Origin of the sequence: Paraburkholderia sp. GAS199 (genome assembly GCF_050436585.1) — a bacterium.
In the GTDB taxonomy this organism is placed as follows: domain Bacteria; phylum Pseudomonadota; class Gammaproteobacteria; order Burkholderiales; family Burkholderiaceae; genus Paraburkholderia.
In genome coordinates this window covers 1095887-1112487 of sequence record NZ_JBNDMM010000001.1, presented here as the reverse complement: position 1 = coordinate 1112487, position 16601 = coordinate 1095887, and the positions used below count along the sequence as shown (strand labels likewise).

Genomic DNA, 16601 nt, shown 5'->3' with positions numbered 1-16601 from the left:
TCGAAAAGTGAACACGTAGCGCTAACGTAGCCTGTCAGAAAAAGGTCCGGGAGAGCTAGAATCGTGAACGCGTCAACCAAAAGTGAACACTTCGTCGCCCGCGGTTTGGCGCACGGCGCGCAGGTCGTCTGGCTGCCGCCGGGTCCTGTTCAAGGAGAAGCATGAAACTGCACCACCTGCGAACCCTCGTCGCGATCGCCGAAGCTGGCGGCGTGCGCGGCGCGGCGCGCGCGTTGAACGCATCGCCGGCTGCGATCACGAAGAATCTGCGGCAGCTCGAAGAAAGCGTGCAAATGTCGCTGGTTACCCGGACTTCGTCCGGTGTGACGCTCACCGAGAGCGGCCAGACGTTGCTGGTTCATGCACGGCTGATGGTCGGTCAGCTCGCGCGTGCGCAGGAAGCCATGGATACGCTGCGCGGTGTCACGCACGGCAAACTCACGATCGCGGTGACGCCGTGGATCGCGATGACGTTCCTGCCAGACGCCGTGACGCGCTTCTGCGAGCGTATGCCGAACATCCGCCTCGAATTCTTCGAGGGCTTGCTGTCCAATGCCAATCCGCGTTTGCGCGATGGCAGCCTCGATCTGTTCATTGGCCGCCCGACGCCGGGCGCATCGAGCACGGAATTCGACTGCCGCCTGCTGTTTTCGTCGACGTGTGCGTTGGTCACACGCGAGCGGCATCCGCTCGCCAACGCACGCTCGCTCGCCGATCTGGTCGATCTCGACTGGCTGTTGACGTGGGATCCGGAGACCGACACGCCCGGTTCCAACTCGATGTTCCACCGCTACAACGTGGCGACGCCGCGCAAGATTCACGTCACACATTCGTTGTCCATCGCGCTGTCGCTGCTTAGAAAAACGGACATGGTCAGCGTGTTTCCGTGGCCGCTGGTCGAGGTGACCGCGGCTCGCGAAGGACTGTGCGCCATCCCGCTGAGAGAAGACGTCGAAGACGCGATGGTCGGCGTGATTTTCCGCAGCGGCCATCCGCTGAGCGCCGCATCGACGTGCTTTCTCAATTGCATGATCGAGACGATTCGAGAGGGCGTCGCATCGACCTCATCGGAGACGCAGCATGTTCTGCGATCGGTGGAATTGTTGATCTGATTTCGACCTGGCCTTGGCGATCCAAGGCTTTAAGACGTGTGCAGTCGCTGTGTCACAGCGTCGATGGAAGGTCGCGGATCGACTTGCGCAAGTCAGCAACAACCACTGGCAACGACTGTCAACAGACAGTCAGTTGCGTTGTCCATCATCGTGACGCTCGAGCATGCTCGGCGCCGTCGCGTCGCACCGTCTTCGATCGGAATCTATCGCGGTAATCCATAGGATTGATTTGCAGCCGGCGATTGAATACTCGACGAAACCCGATAGTCCCTTCAAAACCACATCGGCTTGCAATTTCCCGGAGCGAAAGGTCAGTTGCCTCCAGAAGCCGCCGTGCGGCGTCAATTCGTGCATTGGCGAGGAAGGTCATTGGCGTGACGCCACACTCCTTTGCGAAGATACGGGACAGATTGCGCGCGCTCATGTGAACTCGCTCAGCAAGCGATGCCACCGTGTGCGGTACATGCAGGTTTTCGAGAATGAACTGCTGCACGGCAACCATATTGGAATCCGACGCTGCCTGACTCTCCAGTAGCGGACTGAATTGCGACTGTCCGCCCGCTCGCCGAAGATAGACGATCAGGTACTTCGCAACATCAATAGCCATCTGGCGGCCGAAGTCATCTTCGATCATGGCCAGAGAAAGATCGATGCCTGCGGTCACGCCGGCAGTCGTGTAGATGTCGCCATCCCGCACGAAGATGTGATCCGGCTCGACCTTTGCTCGTGGAAATGTCTCCAGCAGTCGCGGCACATCCATCCAGTGTGTGGTCACCACCTTATTGTCGAGAAGCCCCGCGGAGCCAAGCGCGAAGAGTCCGTTGCAGATCGCGGATAACCGCCTGCAATGCTTGTGCTGGCGCTTGAGCCAGCTGCTGAGCGCGGGATCGTCGAATGCGTCGAAGATGCCGAGTCCGCCGGGCACGATGATCGTGTCGAAATCGGGGCACTCGTCGAAGATCGTGCGGTCGGGCATCGTGGTGAGTCCGCTCGACGATTGCACCGCGCCGCGCGTCGTGCCAACCGTCAGCATTTCGTACTCGCCCTCGCCTTTGCTCAACACTTTCACTTCGGCAAATGCGTCGCGCGGCCCGGCGATATCGAGCAACTGGAAACCGGGGAAGACCAGCATGCCGACCTTGATCCGTTTCATCACAGGCGTCCAAATCCGCTGAAAGACGGGCGCCCGCGTCGGCGGGCGGAATGAAAGCTCAGTTTACATGCCAACGTGGTGAGCGCCGAGTGATCAAAAAGCCTGCTTCACGGCGCTGGCGTCGCCCGATGTGCGCAGCGCCCGCGCACTGGCGCGTTCAGTGCGTTCGGCAAGCGCGCCGAACAACGCGCCCAGCGTGGTCCAGATCACGGCTTGCATGCCGATCGCGGCGACGCGGAATTTCCACAGCAGCGTCGCCGGGAAGGCGGCCGGAACTTCGTCGATGACCGGCAACGCGGCGAGAACGACGGTCAGCATCACGACGAATGCAACAAGACCCGCCAGTGCGCCGTTCCATTGCCCGAAACGCCGCGCGGCGACGGCACGCACATTCAGCGCCAACGCCATGATTGCAACTGAGATCGCAATCGTCAGGAAGAACAACCCCGTGCGGTAGCCAATCGTGTCCGGGTCACCGACGGACGGCGGGTTTGCGGGATACTTCAAATTTGGCACCACGACGAAAGCGACGAACGCGCCCAGTGCGAGCCATGCAGCCAACGGTCTCGCGCCGAGCTTGCCGACGCGTCCCCATGCGTACGCGAACGTCAGCGCGAACAGTCCGCCGAACGCAGCGCCATACGCGACAACGCCCGTCAGCAGGCCAAGCCCCGCCTGGGTATCCCGGCTCACAAGTTCGGGCTCGGGCGCCTCACCTTCCATCGCATGCACATGTTCCTCGAAGGCAATCGCGCGCTCGACCTGCGGTTCGCCCGCTACTTTCGCGAACCCGAATGCAATCAGACCCGCGACGACACCCGCGAGCATGCCGCGCATCAACAGTTTGCCGACCATGATCGTCTCCTTTAATGGCAGGGGAAGCCGAGCAGATGCCGGCCATCGTGCACGAATTCATGCACGTACATTCCCGGCACGATCGATGTCGCGCCTTGCTCTGCGCCAACGAAGTAGAGCACGAGCAGCATCATGAGACCGCCGAAGGCGATCCACGGCAGCAGTTCGCGCAGCGGAATGGGTGTGATTGCGTCTACGGGTTGGAGTGCAGCTTCGCTCATAAAAGACCTCTCTAAAATAAATATTCAATGGACGGTCATGCCGCGGCGCGGCGTGCCGTGATGACCTTTTTGAGTTCATCGCGCGACAACACGCCGTGCGCTTCGACCACATTCAGCAGCGCCTCGAGAAAACGCTCGTAGTAGTCCCAGCGCGGCTGGTTCTCGCAGCCGGCCGTTTCCCACTTCGCAATTGATGCAATCAGGTTCTGGCGGAAGTCTTCCCATTCGAAACAGCCCGCTTTCGACAGCGACAACGCGAGACCGAACACGTCGCGTTCCCAGCGATTGGTGAAAAACAGCTTGCCGTCCAGACGGGGCGGCGAGTCCGACGTGCCAAGCATCGATGCCGCGGCGTATTCCTCGAAGCGCGTGAACATAGGAACGACCTCAAGCGGTGGGCGCGGCGACGAGCGCGACGCCCATCATCGATTCTGGCGTAACGAGCGCGGCGAGTTCCGCCTCGCTGAGATGTTCGGTGTTCGCAGGACGTTCCGGCACGACGAACCAGCGGATCTGCGCACTGCTGTCCCACACCTTCACTTCTTTTTCTGCGGGCACGCTCACGCCGAACTCCTGCAATACGGCGCGCGGTTCTCGCACGCCGCGCGCGCGAAACACCGGGTCCTTGTACCAGTACGGCGGCAACCCGAGCACCGGCCACGGGTAACACGAGCACAGCGTGCAGATGATCAGGTTATGGACATTCGCGTCGTTGGCGACAGCGGCCATGTGCTCGCCTTCCGCGCCCGCCATGCCGAGCGGCAACGACAGTTCGGCAATCGCCTTCGGCGTGTCTTCAACCAGACGCTGCTTGTACGCCGGATCGACCCACGCATGCGCGACGATCTTCGCGCCGTTGAACGGTCCCGCCATCGTCTCGAAGTGCGCGAGCACGGCGTCGACCGAATCGCTGCCGATCACGCCTTTCTCGATCAGCAGCGCTTCGAGTGCGCGCACTTTCGCGGCGCTGGACGCTTCGCGGTCTTCTGGAAATTCGAACAGTTGGGTCATGCTGATCTCGCTATCGGTTCAATTGGCAGGTTGGACATAGGCTTCGTACAGGTCCGCGTATATGGTGGTGTTGGCTTCGCTCTTGCCCTCACCCCAGATGTCGGCGGCATTGAAGGCGATCCGATAGACCGGCATCGGCTCACCAATGCCGTCCACGCCCGTCGATACGAAGTACGAGAACGCGCCCGGGTAGACGAGATCGACAACACCTGTCTTGTTGCGCAGATAGCCCGGCAACCGGGTGTGATCGACGGCCTCCGGGTCGGCGATGCGCACCATGTCGCCTTTTGCGAAGCGTGCTGCGTGCTCGGGCGTGTGATAGCCCGAATCGCCGTTCAGCAGATAGGCGTCGATCTGCGTGAAGAGTGCGGCATCCGGCTTGTCGGGCAAGGCGGCGTCAGGGTTCCCTCGATAGTGCGCGGTCTTGTCTGCGAGTTCTTGCGCCGTGATGTAACCCTGATCGACGAAAAACTGCGAAATTCCGCCGAGCCACTTTTCGTAGTAGCGGTACTTGAAGTATTCGAACGGCTGCATGTCTTCGGCACCCGTGCGCAATGACGCCCATGTCCAGTCGCTTTTGAACGAAGTGGGCAGCGCGTCGACCGGATACGCATGCAACGCGTCCTTCAGATGCGCGCTCTCGGCCATCATCACAGTGTGAATGCCGAAGATGCGCTTCTCCCATGGTTCGACGAATACGCGCTTTTCAGTGCTGACGGGGCCAAGATTCTCGATGCCGCCTAGGTGATGCTGTAGTTTCACGGTTCACTCCGCGCAGTGATAGAAGGGGATTCAACCAAGCCGCGGTTCGCGCTTGACTGCAAGCGCTTCGCCGACGATTTCCGATACGAAGCCAAACACGGCGCCCGTGACGAGCGCAGCCGCGCCGACGAGCGCAGGGTTTCCCATGCCCGCAGTCGTAATTGCGTTGCCGGTGGCGACGCTAGTGCCGACTGTCGATGCAAAGCCCCACACGATCGCGGGCAACACGTCGAGCAGCTTGAGCTTTGACGCTTGCACCATCGCCGCGCTGCCCATACCAACCAGTACGGCAACGGCCAGCGCACTGCCGCTCGTCGTCGTGATGCACAGCAAAGTCAGCGAGGCGATCACGAGTCCCGTCAGATTGGACGCGACGCTTTTAACGAAACCCGCGCGTCCGCCGCCCAATACGAAAAACGACGCCCACGCGATGAACGTGACCCAGACCGGAACGGGAAGCAGCGTTCCCGTGAGATACGTATCGGCGACAGCAAGAACGCCGATGCTCAATGTGTACGCTTCAGCCTTTTTCATGTGCGTGCTCCTTGGATCAAAGATGGAAAAAATCAGTGCATGCAGCCAAGAAGACCGGCACGCATCTGTTCGGCGTCGATGTTTCTGCCGATCATCACGAAACGGTTTTCGCGGCTTTCTTCGCGCGTCCATGCCTTGCCGAACTTCGCATCGAGCAGCATGTGAACGCTGTGAAAATGCAGGCGCCGCGCTTCGTCGTGCAGATTCAGCACGCCTTTCATGCGCAGCAGTTGCTGGCCTTGTGTCTGCACGAGTTGGTTTACCCACTGGTTGAAGCGCTGCGCGTCGATGACACCCGGCACGACGAATGCGCAAGACGCGATCGAGTCATCGTGCTCGTGATCATGGCCGGCTTCGTCGAGCAGGTCGGGTTCGACCGCGAGCAGGTTGTCGATCGAAAAAGTGCGCACGCCGAGCAGCGTTTCCACGTCCACCGCAGAGTGATTCGCAAAGTCGATTCGTGCGGTGGGATTGAGTCGTCGGATGCGCTCGACCAGTGCAGCAACAGTCTGCGGTGATGCGACGTCCGTCTTGTTGACGATGATGCGATCGGCGAACACGACCTGTTCCCGCGCGATGTCGTCGTCGAGTTGCGCGTTTGCATGCAGTGCATCGATCACGGCAACGACGGCTTCGAGTTCGACGCGCTCGCGCACGTCGGGATCGGCGAGAAACGTCTGCAACACCGGCGCGGGATCGGCGAGTCCCGAGGTCTCGACGATCAGCCGCTCCAGCCGGTCGCCAAAACGCGCCAGTAGATCGCGCACGCTCGCGACGAGATCCGTGCGCACCGTGCAGCACACGCAGCCGTTGTTGATCTCGATGACGGCTTCTTCGTCGGCGACGATCAACTGGCCGTCGATACCGACTTCACCGAATTCGTTCACGACGATGCCGATCTGCATGGGCCGCGTCGAATCGAGAATGTGATTGACGAGCGTGGTCTTACCGGCGCCGAGAAAGCCGGTCACGACGGTCGTGGGGATTGTCCTGAGTCGCATCGAAGTCGTCCTTGGCACTCGCCTTTAGGCGGTGCACGAGTTGTGATTGCACGATTTCTAGCGACTTCCAGGCCCAACTTTTCGACTTGTCCGCGCCATGCAGATAGTCGTCCGGGTCATTCACGTCCAATGTCCGTTCTCGTACAAGCGCACCAAAACAGACACACCTTCCTCCGACGACCCCGCTTCCGGCTCGCAGGCGTAGCCGCCAACGTGGTGCACAAACGCCTGCAGATAGGGAGAGTTTCGATCCGATACTGTGCGGCGGACTTCCGGATCAGTGTGATAACCGGAAGCGAACACGATAGCGGAAAGCGTCTTCCCGTGCGGTATTCACCGTGCGATTCTCCGATCAAGCAAAGCGCCGTGTTTTCGTGAATGTACGAAGGCACACACGCTTTCAGGAGGTCTATAGCTGGCTGCACGAAGCCCGACAACGATCGATCCACAGGATACACGTGTGCCCTATACCGACGCCGCTGCTTAAATCGCGGAACCGGCACGAGTTTCGACAGAAAGAATCATGCCGTCTATCCCGGCAAGCACTCCTACGACTCCTAACCTGGCGAGCGTCGGTTGCCCTAGAATTAAGTACAGTGCGCTGACGCAGACTCCGCCGAACATGACGGAAATCAGCAAAGTGCGCTCTTCGATTCCAAGGAACCTAGTGCTGCCCAAACGCGCTCTTTGGATGAGCGGTCCCAATAGCATCCAAAGAAGTGACGCCGGGAGGTAACAAGCCAGTGCCGAAAAATAAGCAACTTCCAGTGTCGGAACACGAATCCAAGCAAGACGATGGAAATCAACACCAAGGCGATGTACCAGCCGATCCGAACCGAATACTTTTTCTTATCCACAACTCCATCACGGTTTTGTAGTGAGTTGGTCGATCCAGTCAGACCCACAATGGCCAGTCGTAATTCCCCAAAACCATCTTGGTGATTTCCGACTCTCTTCGATTGGTCGGAGCTTGCGCGCACGACACCCCTGGTTCATTGACGGACCGAACTCCGGGTGGATGGCTGCGCGCTACAGTGCAGGCAGCACGACCGGCCGGCTGAAATCGATCTGGGCGCGCGATCATCGAGCACAAACGTCTCCGTCATGTGCTGCAGGTCGCGCAACCCGTCCGCAAGCAACGACAATAATCTACTCGAGCGTAATCCTCATTTCGATTTCTGAAGCGCAGCAACGATGGCTTCGCCGACACCACCTGCCGACGCAGGATTCTGGCCAGTGATCAAGCGTCCATCGACCACGACCTTTGACTGCCATGGTTCCGTCGATGCGTACTCCGCCCCGGAAGCGCGAAGCGCCTCTTCGAGCATGAACGGCACGTCGGCTTTCGCGTAGCCCTCTTCTTCGGCGTTGGAAAAGGAAGTCAGGTGCCGCCCCTTGATCAGCGGTGTGCCGTCGTCGAGGTTGACGCCGAGAAACGCGACCGGACCGTGGCATACCGCCGAAACAATCTTCCCGCCGTTCCAGGCGCGTAGAACTGCATGCTTGACATCGGGGTCGCTTGCTATGTCCACCATCGGACCCAAACCACCCGGGAAGAAGATCGCATCGTAGTCGAGGACGTCGACCTCCGACAAAACGCGACTGTGCGCCATACGACGGATAGCGTCGCTCTTGCTGAACGCGCGCTGTGCGGCGTCCTGCTCATCGTAGCCGTCGAATGGCGGATTCCCGCCCTTCGGAGAAGCGAATTCCACCGCGATGCCCGCATCGTCGAGTACCTCGATGGGATGCGCCACCTCGGGATAGAAATAACCCGTGGGCCGTTTGTTTGGACCGATCTCTGCGGCATTTGTCAGAATGAACAGCACATATTTGACAGTCATGATGGACTCCTTTGATTTCAAACCCACATCAACGCGGCGGACTACGTGGATGACAATCTTTAAAGCCGTGGCTCGCTCCGTGGGACGCACGCGAGTTGCCGAGAATCACCATATTCATTCCTTGAAGCCAGCTCGGGCATGCCAATCGCGCAGAGAGCACGAGGTCGACGTAGCCTCAAATGGCTTTCGCAGCATGACCATGAAGTGCGATGAGCCGCGCGGCGAAGTTACAACAGTGCATTTCCATGACGAGAACACCGAGACTTCGGCGCAGGATGACGTTGTCCCGGTTAGAGCCGATTCAAGACTTGTTTTCGCAATTGAGGCGAGAACAACCATGACGAAAGCCTGCTCGAGACAAGAAAGATGGAAAACAACGTCATGACAGTAGCGTATGCCTTCTGTCAAATCTCTTTCAGTTGCCGTGCTTTCCGATAAATTTCGATGAAACTAGCAAAAAAACCGGTCTTTGCTTTACGGACGTCATTACCTGTGAATCAAGGTACCGCACGAGAATTCAGGCATGTGTCGACGCCAGATAACAGCGATCCCGGCGTTTACGACGCGCCGGTTGAACGGCCAAGAAAGTCGAGCAGCAATGGCGCGATCTCGTCAAGTTTGTCTTCCAGAGCAAAATGTCCCGTATTAAAAAGGTGCATTTCGGCACGCGGTAGGTCGCGCAGATAAGGGTGGGCGCCTTCTGCCGGAAAAATTTTGTCGTTCTCTCCCCAGACAATAATCGTTGGCGGATTGTAGTGACGAAAGAACGCTTGAAATTCCGGATAGAGCGGGATATTCGTTCCGTAGTCGAGGAATAGGTCCATCTGAATTTCGTCGTTGCCGGGGCGATCGAGAAGCACCTGATCATGTACCCAGTTGTCGGGGCTAATCCGGGAGACATCGGCGACGCCGTCCGTGTACTGAAAAATAGTTGTTTCGATCGTCAGAAGACTGCGTAGCGCTTCTCTATTGCTGGTCGATCTATCCGCCCAATACGCCTTGATCGGAATCCAGAACTCACGGAGACCCTCTACATATGCATTACCGTTCTGAACAATCAAGGCAGTAACACGCTCTGGACCTTTGAGCGCGAGCCGATAGCCCACAGGTGCTCCGTAGTCCATCACGTACATCGAAAAACGATCGATTGCCAGCCGGTTCAACAATTCATCGATCATGTTCGCGTACTGCTGGAACCCATATGCAAATTCGTTGTGCGCAGGTGCGTCGCTTTGGCCAAAACCGGGATAGTCGGGTGCGATTACGTGATACTTCGTCGCGAGAATCGGAATCAGATTTCGAAACATATGCGAGGAAGTTGGAAAACCGTGAAGCAGAAGGACGACGGGTCCATCCATAGGTCCCGCCTCTCTGTAAAACACATTGAGGCCGTCAATCTTCTCGTACTTGTACCGAACTACAGGAATGGAGTTCATGATGTGGTTCTCAATAAAATATGCTGATGACGCCGCGGCCCCAGAGGGCAATCGATAAAAATTAGCCGTTTGTCTTTGCAGCAGATAGTGAATACAGGTCGGCGAATCCGGCACCCGATGATGTCACTACGTTTTCCTTCTTACTGGTGTGAGTTCAGAGATGACACCTCCTTGGGCTTCGTTTGACTCCATGAATTCATGATGCCGAGACTTGCCTCAACTGCCAGCGAAGAGTGACGATCAGGGCTTGCGGCGGTCCGGTCTGAAATTACCTTGCGGCATGCCAAAACTGGTCGTTGCCATCTTCGCAATATTCCTCGTTGGGAGTGACGGTTATTCTTTGTCGATCATCTCGATAATTACGATATGCTAATTATCTGGATTAAAGTAAATTTCGGAACAGGTATCTGGCGCGTCATCATCGTATCTTCAATCCTGAAGTAACATCCGACTGCAGTTCGATTCTGCAAAAAGTCGAAGTAAAGAATCGCACTGAGTGCGTACGTCTATTCCCTGCCCTGCGCATCTTTATGTATAGAGCACTGAGTTCACCGCCCGCCGTCTCGCCGACCCGCCGTCACATCCATTACCGCGCAGATGAAACTGCTGGCTGTCCGGATTGCCATTCGCCGCCAATCACAAAAGGATCCAGTTCGCGCAAGCTTCGTTTCCTCCGCGAAGACTCCAATGTTGCCAGCACTATCTCGCGGCGGACATGCTTACTGTGGCCCGGCCTCAGTACCCGACTCGCCCGCCGCCGCCGCAGCAGGCACAACCGGCGAGCCGCAGGACTCGCGTATCACGAGCGGCACCGCCATCATCGAATGTAGCTCAGCCGGTCGCTCACCCGACATCAGCCTGACCAGCAGCGTGGCTGCCTCACATGCCTGCTCGTACGGTGACGTTCGCATGGTGGTCAATGGCGGCGCCGCAAAAGCGGCCAGTGGAATGTCGTCATATCCGACCACCGCGATATCTTCGGGAATACGTAATCCCGCTTTTCGCATGGCGGCCATCGCACCGAATGCGATGGTATCGTTTCCGGCGAATAGCGCGGTGAACGTCGGGCCGCATTCGAGCATCGCTTTCATGGCGTCATATCCGCTTTGCACACTGAAGTTTGCAAATCCGACTCGCTCGAACTCCGCGCCGAGGCCGAACTCGCGCATCGCATCGCGATAGCCGTAGAGTCGTTCCGTCACCCCGTGGTATTCGTCGGACGCAAAGCCGAGATAGGCGACCTTGCGGTGACCCAGCGAGAGCAGATGCAGCGTTGCGGCACGCGACGCCTCGCGCATGTCGACATCGATGCTGTAGAGGTTCGCATGCTCGACCAGTTTCGAGCCGAAGACTACGAGCGGAAAGCCTTCGGAGGCGAGGCGCGCGAGATGAACGTCATCGGAGCGCGGCGTGTTGATAGCGATGAGTCCATCGATACGCCGGCTGTCGACCATGTCGATAAAACCTCCGCCCGGACGCCCGGTGTCGATCACCGGCTCGAAAATCACCTTATAGCCGTATTTATGACACGTATCGTTGACGCCCGCCAGCATGCGTGGGATGAACGCGTCGACCTTGAGATGTTCGCTATGCGGCGTGACGATCGCCACGGTACGCGTTGCCCCGCTCACGAGCGATTGCGCCGCCGCGTTAGGTACGTAGCCTAACTGCCGTGCGGCGCTCAACACGCGCATGCGCGTCTCTTCACTTATCCCCATGTGCGGCACGTCGTTGAGTACAAACGAAACCGTGGTGCGCGAGACACCCGCGAGTTTGGCGACCTGGCTGCTGGTGACACGCGTTGTGGAAGTTTTCGGACTCATTCTGGAAACGACAACAGGATCAGGAAATCCTACATGTGCAGGTTCGCAGATGCTGGCTGAAAGGCCCGCGTCAAACTCCCACCTCGGCGCGCGAACGCTGGAGAAGACTTTCCGGCAGCCAGTCGCGGTGCGCTTCCAGCAGATCGTCGACGAGCGCCACGATCTGCTCCACGTCGAGTTCGGCCGCTGTATGCGGATCGAGCATCGCGGCATGATAGACATGCTCTCGCCGACCGGTAAGCGCTGCTTCGACGGTGAGTTCCTGCACGCCGATATTCGTTCGCATCAATCCGGCGAGTTGCGGAGGCAGTGCGCCGATACGCGTCGGCTGCACACCACTTCCATCGACCAGACACGGCACTTCGACGCAGCACCCTTGCGGCAGATTATCGATGAGCGCGGTGTTGGGCACGTTGCCGTAGATGACGTTCGGGGTGCTGGATTCGATTGAGTGGATGATCGTTGCGCCGTATTCGAGCGAGCGTGTAACCGTACGCAACGCTTCGAGACGGGCCACCGCACCGTCGTGCCGCGCGTCCATCACCTTGAAACCCTGATCGAGCAAGGCAGCTCGGAAAACTTCGGGATCTTGCGAGCCCGGCTCCCGAAACTCTTCTTCAATAAAATCTCGCGAAGCTTCATAGACCTGACAGCGCCCCAGGTACTCGTCAAGCGGGATATTGAATCTTTCGAGCAGATCCTCGCGCCCGCGCTTGATGAACCACGGCACGTATTCGCTGAAATGTTCACTCGATTCCGTGGGGAAGTAGCCAAGCAGGTTCAGCATTTCGTAGCGCACCCGGTTTGAAGCAGGAATGCGCCCTTCGACTCGCACACGATGCAACTCGGGATAGAGATCTTCGCCGTTTCGTGTGATCTTCAGAAAGAAGGCCATGTGATTGATGCCGGCGCACGTGTATCGGATCTCGGCGGGCGGCATGGCGATGTCTTTTGCGAGTTCGGCGGCCGTACCCTGCACGCTATGGCACAGGCCGATGGTACGAATCGACGATGCACGATTCATTGCCCAGCACACGATCGCCATTGGATTGACGTAATTCAGATGCAAGGCGTCGGGACATACGCGCTCCATGTCGGCAAGGAGCTTGAGCATCACGGGTATGGTGCGCAATCCCCGCATGATCCCGCCAATGCCGATCGTGTCGCCGATGGTCTGTTCGAGTCCATATCGCTTTGGGATCTCGAAGTCGATCACGGTGGCCGGCTTATAACCGCCGACCTGAATCAGGTTGAACACATAATCGGCGCCATCGAGCGCGCGCAGATGATCGGTCGTCGCGATGATCTCCGGACTCACATGCAGATGCTCCGCCACTCTTCTTGCGGCGAGCGCCGAAAGCTCGAGCCGCCGCGCGTCGATATCTTGCAGCGCAATGCGGGCGTTCGCAAGTTCCGGGTAGCCGAGCATGTCGCCGAGGAGATTGCGCGCGAATACGGTACTGCCCGCTCCGATCAAAGCAATCCTGACTGGCTTTCCCGATGACATTGAACTCATCTCCGTTGGGCGTGCATGGAAGGAATACCGGACGGCGCCGAGTTACCTAGCGGCGCGTCACCTCATTGATCTTTGCATTGGCATCCTTTAGCGCCGAAGTTGCATTGGCCCGCCCCAGCAGTATCGACTCGATGGTTGCATCCATGATCGCGTCGATCTGCGCGCCATCTTTCGCTATGGGTGGCTGGAACGTCGTGGCTTTCGTCATGTCGAGAAACGCCTGCGTATCTAGCTTGCGCCTGGCATGAGCGTCGATGGTCAGTCTGTCGAGATCCCTGATTGCAGGAAACACGACACCGCGCTGTGCGACGATCTTCTGGCAAGCCGTGGAACCTAAAAACTTCACCCATTTCCACGCTGCTTCTTTGTGCTCGCTGCCGCTCCAGATCGAGTCAGCCAGGCCATTGAACATCGTGACGCGTCCCGCTGTGCCTTTGGGCAGTACAGCATAGCCAACCTCGAATTTCGCATTCTGTGCGTACCAGTTGACCATCCATGACCCGTCGCTCACCATCGCGGTCTTGCCCGCTGCGAATAGTGCTGAACTGCCGAGCCGGCTGGCTTCGTCGAAGCGGGCGGAATAACCTTTCTTCGTAAGTCGCACGAACCACTCGAGCGTACCCGCCAGACGCGGATCGTCGTAATAGTAGTGTGTCGTCCACGGGCCATCGTTGTATCTGAAACCCTCTGACACGGCAAAGGTACTCCATTCGGTCTGGCCCATCATGCCGCCGGCGCGGCCGATCTGGTAGCCGCGCACTGCTACGTGCTGCGCATCGAATTGTTTCGAATCGCCACGATTGCCGTTGGCGTCGATGGTCAGCTTCGCAATGGCCTTCTCGAACGTACCTCCGTCACGGTCATTCCACGTCCAGTCGGGAATGGTAGTTGGCTGGATGCCGGCGTCCGCGAACATCTTCTTGTTGTAGACCAAAGCGACGGTGTCCCAGTCCTTTGGCAACCCGTATTGATGTCCGTCTTTCGACCAGTTCATCAACAACGCTGGATAGTAATTGTCAGTCGCAACCTTATCGCGCAGGAGATATGAAGTGAGATCGACCAGTTGCCCGTTGATCACCATCTCGGGATACTTCATCAAATGATTGGTAAAGACGTCTGGCGCTGTACCGGACACAAACTGCGTCGTGAGGACGGTCCAGTAGTCCGACCATCCGACCTGTGAAATCCGGATACGTATATCGGGGTTCTCCGTTTCGAACTGGGTGGCGCAGGCCTGATACGCAGGACGCTGATTCGCATCCCACAGGGCATACCGGATTTCCACGGTGCTGGCGTGCGCGTGCAGCGTGGTGACCAATGCAGCAACCATGGCAGCGAACCGCGGCGCTGGCTTTCGGCAGCAACAGCGTGAAGAGAGCCTCATGTTCATATCCGTTCCTAACACGATCACGCAATCCTGATAGTCGTCTGCAAGGGATATCGCATCGATTATTTCCTGCCGACGGACTGCACGGATTCGACGACATACCGGCCACAAACGAGTAGTAGAAAAATTGCCGGAACCATCGCCAGACATGTCGCCGCCATCAGACCCGTCCAGTCCGGCGCGCCTTGCGGCGCTTGCGATTTGAACGCCTGCAACGCAACGGGGAGAACCTTGACATCGTCGGCGTTCGCTACGATGAATGGCCAGAAGAATTCATTCCACGCGTTGACACCCGACAGAATCGCGACAGCCGCGATCGGCGGCATGCTGACGGGAACCACGACCCTCCAGAAAATCGTCCAGTACGACGCGCCATCGAGACGCGCGGCTTCTTCGAGTTCGCGCGGAATTGCCAGAAACGACTGCCGGAGAAAAAAGATCGCAAACGCCCACACGAGCATGAACGGCGCCACCATTCCGGCATACGTATTGAGCCAGCCGAGTTCCTTGATCAGAATGAAGTTGGGAACGAAAAGAACGATATTCGGCAGCATCAGGGAGACGAGAAACAGGGCGAACAACACTCCCCTCCCGCGGAACCGCAATCGTGCGAATGCGTAGGCGGCCATCGCGCTGAAAACGACCTGCCCGGCTACGACCAATCCTGTAAAGATCACCGAGTTCAGCAACGACCTCAGGAAGTCCACATTGCTACCCGATCCGCCATCGATGAGCGCGACGTCGCTGGCGACGAAGCCAAGTGCACGCCTGAAGTTTTCCAGCGTGAATGCGGGTGGCAGCCATGCGCCCGTTGAAGCGTACAGGTCGATGGAGGACGTGAGCGCCGTGCGCAGCACGATCCAGAACGGGATCAAGATGACGGCGATGAGTGCTGCGAGCACACACCACGCGAGCATGCGCGCTACGCCAATCCGTTTGAGGGTTCGCGGCGGCCTAGAGGTCGTATGGTGGGTTGTATCGAGTTCGACACTGAGAATCGCGAGATCTTCTTCGTTCGTACGAAAAAGCCGCATCTGCACTGCCGTGTACAAAGCCATGACGAGCAGCAATGCCATCGACATGGTGCACGCGTAGCCCATCTTATGGAATTTGAATGCGTTCTCGTAGATGTAGTAGACGATTACACGCGTCGAACTGGCCGGCCCGCCGCTAGTCGCCACGGCAATCGTATCGAAGATCTGGAAGGCTCCCGTGATGCTCGTCACGAGCACGAACAACATGACTGGCCGCAACAGCGGCAGCGTGATCGAGCGAAACAGTTGCCATTCACCCGCGCCATCCAGTATTGCTGCCTCGTAGAGACTTCGGGGAATCCGCTGCATGCCAGCCAGCAACAGCAGCGCGATCATGCCCGTGTAGCGCCACGTATTGACAGTCGCGACTGTCGCAAGCGCCTCGACGGGTGAACTGAAAAACGTGTGCGCGGAGGCACCTGCCGACAGGAGGCTTGCGTTGACCCAGCCAAGCGTCGGGTCGAGAAGCCACATCCATATCAATGCCACCAGCACATTCGAGAGCAAAAATGGCAGGAGCATGATTGCGCGCAGGGCAAGCGCCCGGCACAGACGGTCCATCAACACTGCCAGCAGCAATGCGACAACTGTTTGCAGCGGAACGTTGAAAAGGACATAACACGCAGATAGCGCGAGCGCATGCCAGAACTCGCCATCAGCGAAGATCGCACGATAATTATCGAAGCCGACATCGTGAGACGGGGACATGAGGTTCCAGTCGCTCATGCTGATGCCGAGCGCCCTCACCGCCGGCACGAGATAGAACACCACGAGACCGGTTAGTGAAGGCAAGATCATCAACCATGCGGTCAACGTTTCTCGATCGCAAAACCGTGATCCCAACTGCACCGATGCGATGAGCGGTCGAGCGCTGTCGACGGGAGTCGTTGTCATGACAATTCCCGGAGTAAC

15 protein-coding genes are annotated in these 16601 nt (G+C 58.2%); 1 reads left to right on the top strand and 14 read right to left on the bottom strand.

The window, feature by feature from the left end:
• The first annotated feature begins 161 nt into the window (after positions 1–161).
• On the top strand, positions 162–1112 hold the full coding sequence (locus P3T18_RS04835; RefSeq protein ID WP_429298765.1) for a LysR family transcriptional regulator: 951 nt from the start codon (positions 162–164) through the stop codon (positions 1110–1112).
• Positions 1113–1257: 145 nt separating this feature from the next.
• Here P3T18_RS04835 and P3T18_RS04830 read toward each other — a convergent pair whose 3' ends face one another.
• The 14 genes from P3T18_RS04830 to P3T18_RS04765 all read right to left on the bottom strand — a co-directional run bounded on the left by P3T18_RS04830 (position 1258) and on the right by P3T18_RS04765 (position 16481).
• A complete protein-coding gene (locus P3T18_RS04830; RefSeq protein ID WP_429298764.1) occupies positions 1258–2265 on the bottom strand; it encodes a GlxA family transcriptional regulator in 1008 nt (335 codons plus the stop codon).
• 93 nt (positions 2266–2358) lie between these two features.
• Positions 2359–3120 (bottom strand): CbtA family protein, encoded by a 762-nt coding sequence (locus P3T18_RS04825; RefSeq protein WP_429298763.1) that lies wholly within the window; start codon positions 3118–3120, stop codon positions 2359–2361.
• 11 nt (positions 3121–3131) lie between these two features.
• The gene (locus tag P3T18_RS04820) at positions 3132–3341 is read right to left on the bottom strand and encodes a CbtB domain-containing protein (protein WP_429298762.1); all 210 of its coding nucleotides are present in this window, start codon (positions 3339–3341) and stop codon (positions 3132–3134) included.
• Positions 3342–3376: 35 nt separating this feature from the next.
• The gene (locus P3T18_RS04815) at positions 3377–3718 is read right to left on the bottom strand and encodes a nitrile hydratase accessory protein (protein ID WP_429298761.1); all 342 of its coding nucleotides are present in this window, start codon (positions 3716–3718) and stop codon (positions 3377–3379) included.
• Positions 3719–3728: 10 nt separating this feature from the next.
• Entirely contained in the window at positions 3729–4352 is a 624-nt protein-coding gene (nthA, locus tag P3T18_RS04810) for a nitrile hydratase subunit alpha (protein WP_429298760.1), read from the bottom strand.
• Between the two features lie 18 nt (positions 4353–4370).
• A complete protein-coding gene (gene nthB / locus P3T18_RS04805) occupies positions 4371–5114 on the bottom strand; it encodes a nitrile hydratase subunit beta (RefSeq protein ID WP_429298759.1) in 744 nt (247 codons plus the stop codon).
• A 30-nt stretch (positions 5115–5144) separates the two neighbouring features.
• Entirely contained in the window at positions 5145–5648 is a 504-nt protein-coding gene (locus P3T18_RS04800; protein ID WP_429298758.1) for a DUF1097 domain-containing protein, read from the bottom strand.
• A gap of 32 nt (positions 5649–5680) precedes the next feature.
• Positions 5681–6649: a CobW family GTP-binding protein gene (locus P3T18_RS04795; protein WP_429298757.1), complete on the bottom strand. Its 969-nt coding sequence runs from the start codon at positions 6647–6649 to the stop codon at positions 5681–5683.
• 1166 nt (positions 6650–7815) lie between these two features.
• Positions 7816–8493 (bottom strand): type 1 glutamine amidotransferase domain-containing protein, encoded by a 678-nt coding sequence (locus P3T18_RS04790; protein WP_429298756.1) that lies wholly within the window; start codon positions 8491–8493, stop codon positions 7816–7818.
• Positions 8494–9050: 557 nt separating this feature from the next.
• Positions 9051–9929, bottom strand: coding sequence for an alpha/beta fold hydrolase (locus P3T18_RS04785; protein ID WP_429298755.1), 879 nt, complete (start codon positions 9927–9929; stop codon positions 9051–9053).
• 719 nt (positions 9930–10648) lie between these two features.
• Positions 10649–11752: a LacI family DNA-binding transcriptional regulator gene (locus P3T18_RS04780; protein WP_429298754.1), complete on the bottom strand. Its 1104-nt coding sequence runs from the start codon at positions 11750–11752 to the stop codon at positions 10649–10651.
• A gap of 70 nt (positions 11753–11822) precedes the next feature.
• The gene (locus tag P3T18_RS04775) at positions 11823–13259 is read right to left on the bottom strand and encodes an alpha-glucosidase/alpha-galactosidase (protein ID WP_429298753.1); all 1437 of its coding nucleotides are present in this window, start codon (positions 13257–13259) and stop codon (positions 11823–11825) included.
• A gap of 55 nt (positions 13260–13314) precedes the next feature.
• Positions 13315–14598, bottom strand: coding sequence for an ABC transporter substrate-binding protein (locus P3T18_RS04770; RefSeq protein WP_429298752.1), 1284 nt, complete (start codon positions 14596–14598; stop codon positions 13315–13317).
• A 119-nt stretch (positions 14599–14717) separates the two neighbouring features.
• Complete coding sequence (locus tag P3T18_RS04765; RefSeq protein ID WP_429298751.1) at positions 14718–16481, bottom strand: ABC transporter permease subunit; 1764 nt, start codon at positions 16479–16481, stop codon at positions 14718–14720.
• Between the last annotated feature and the right edge of the window lie 120 nt (positions 16482–16601).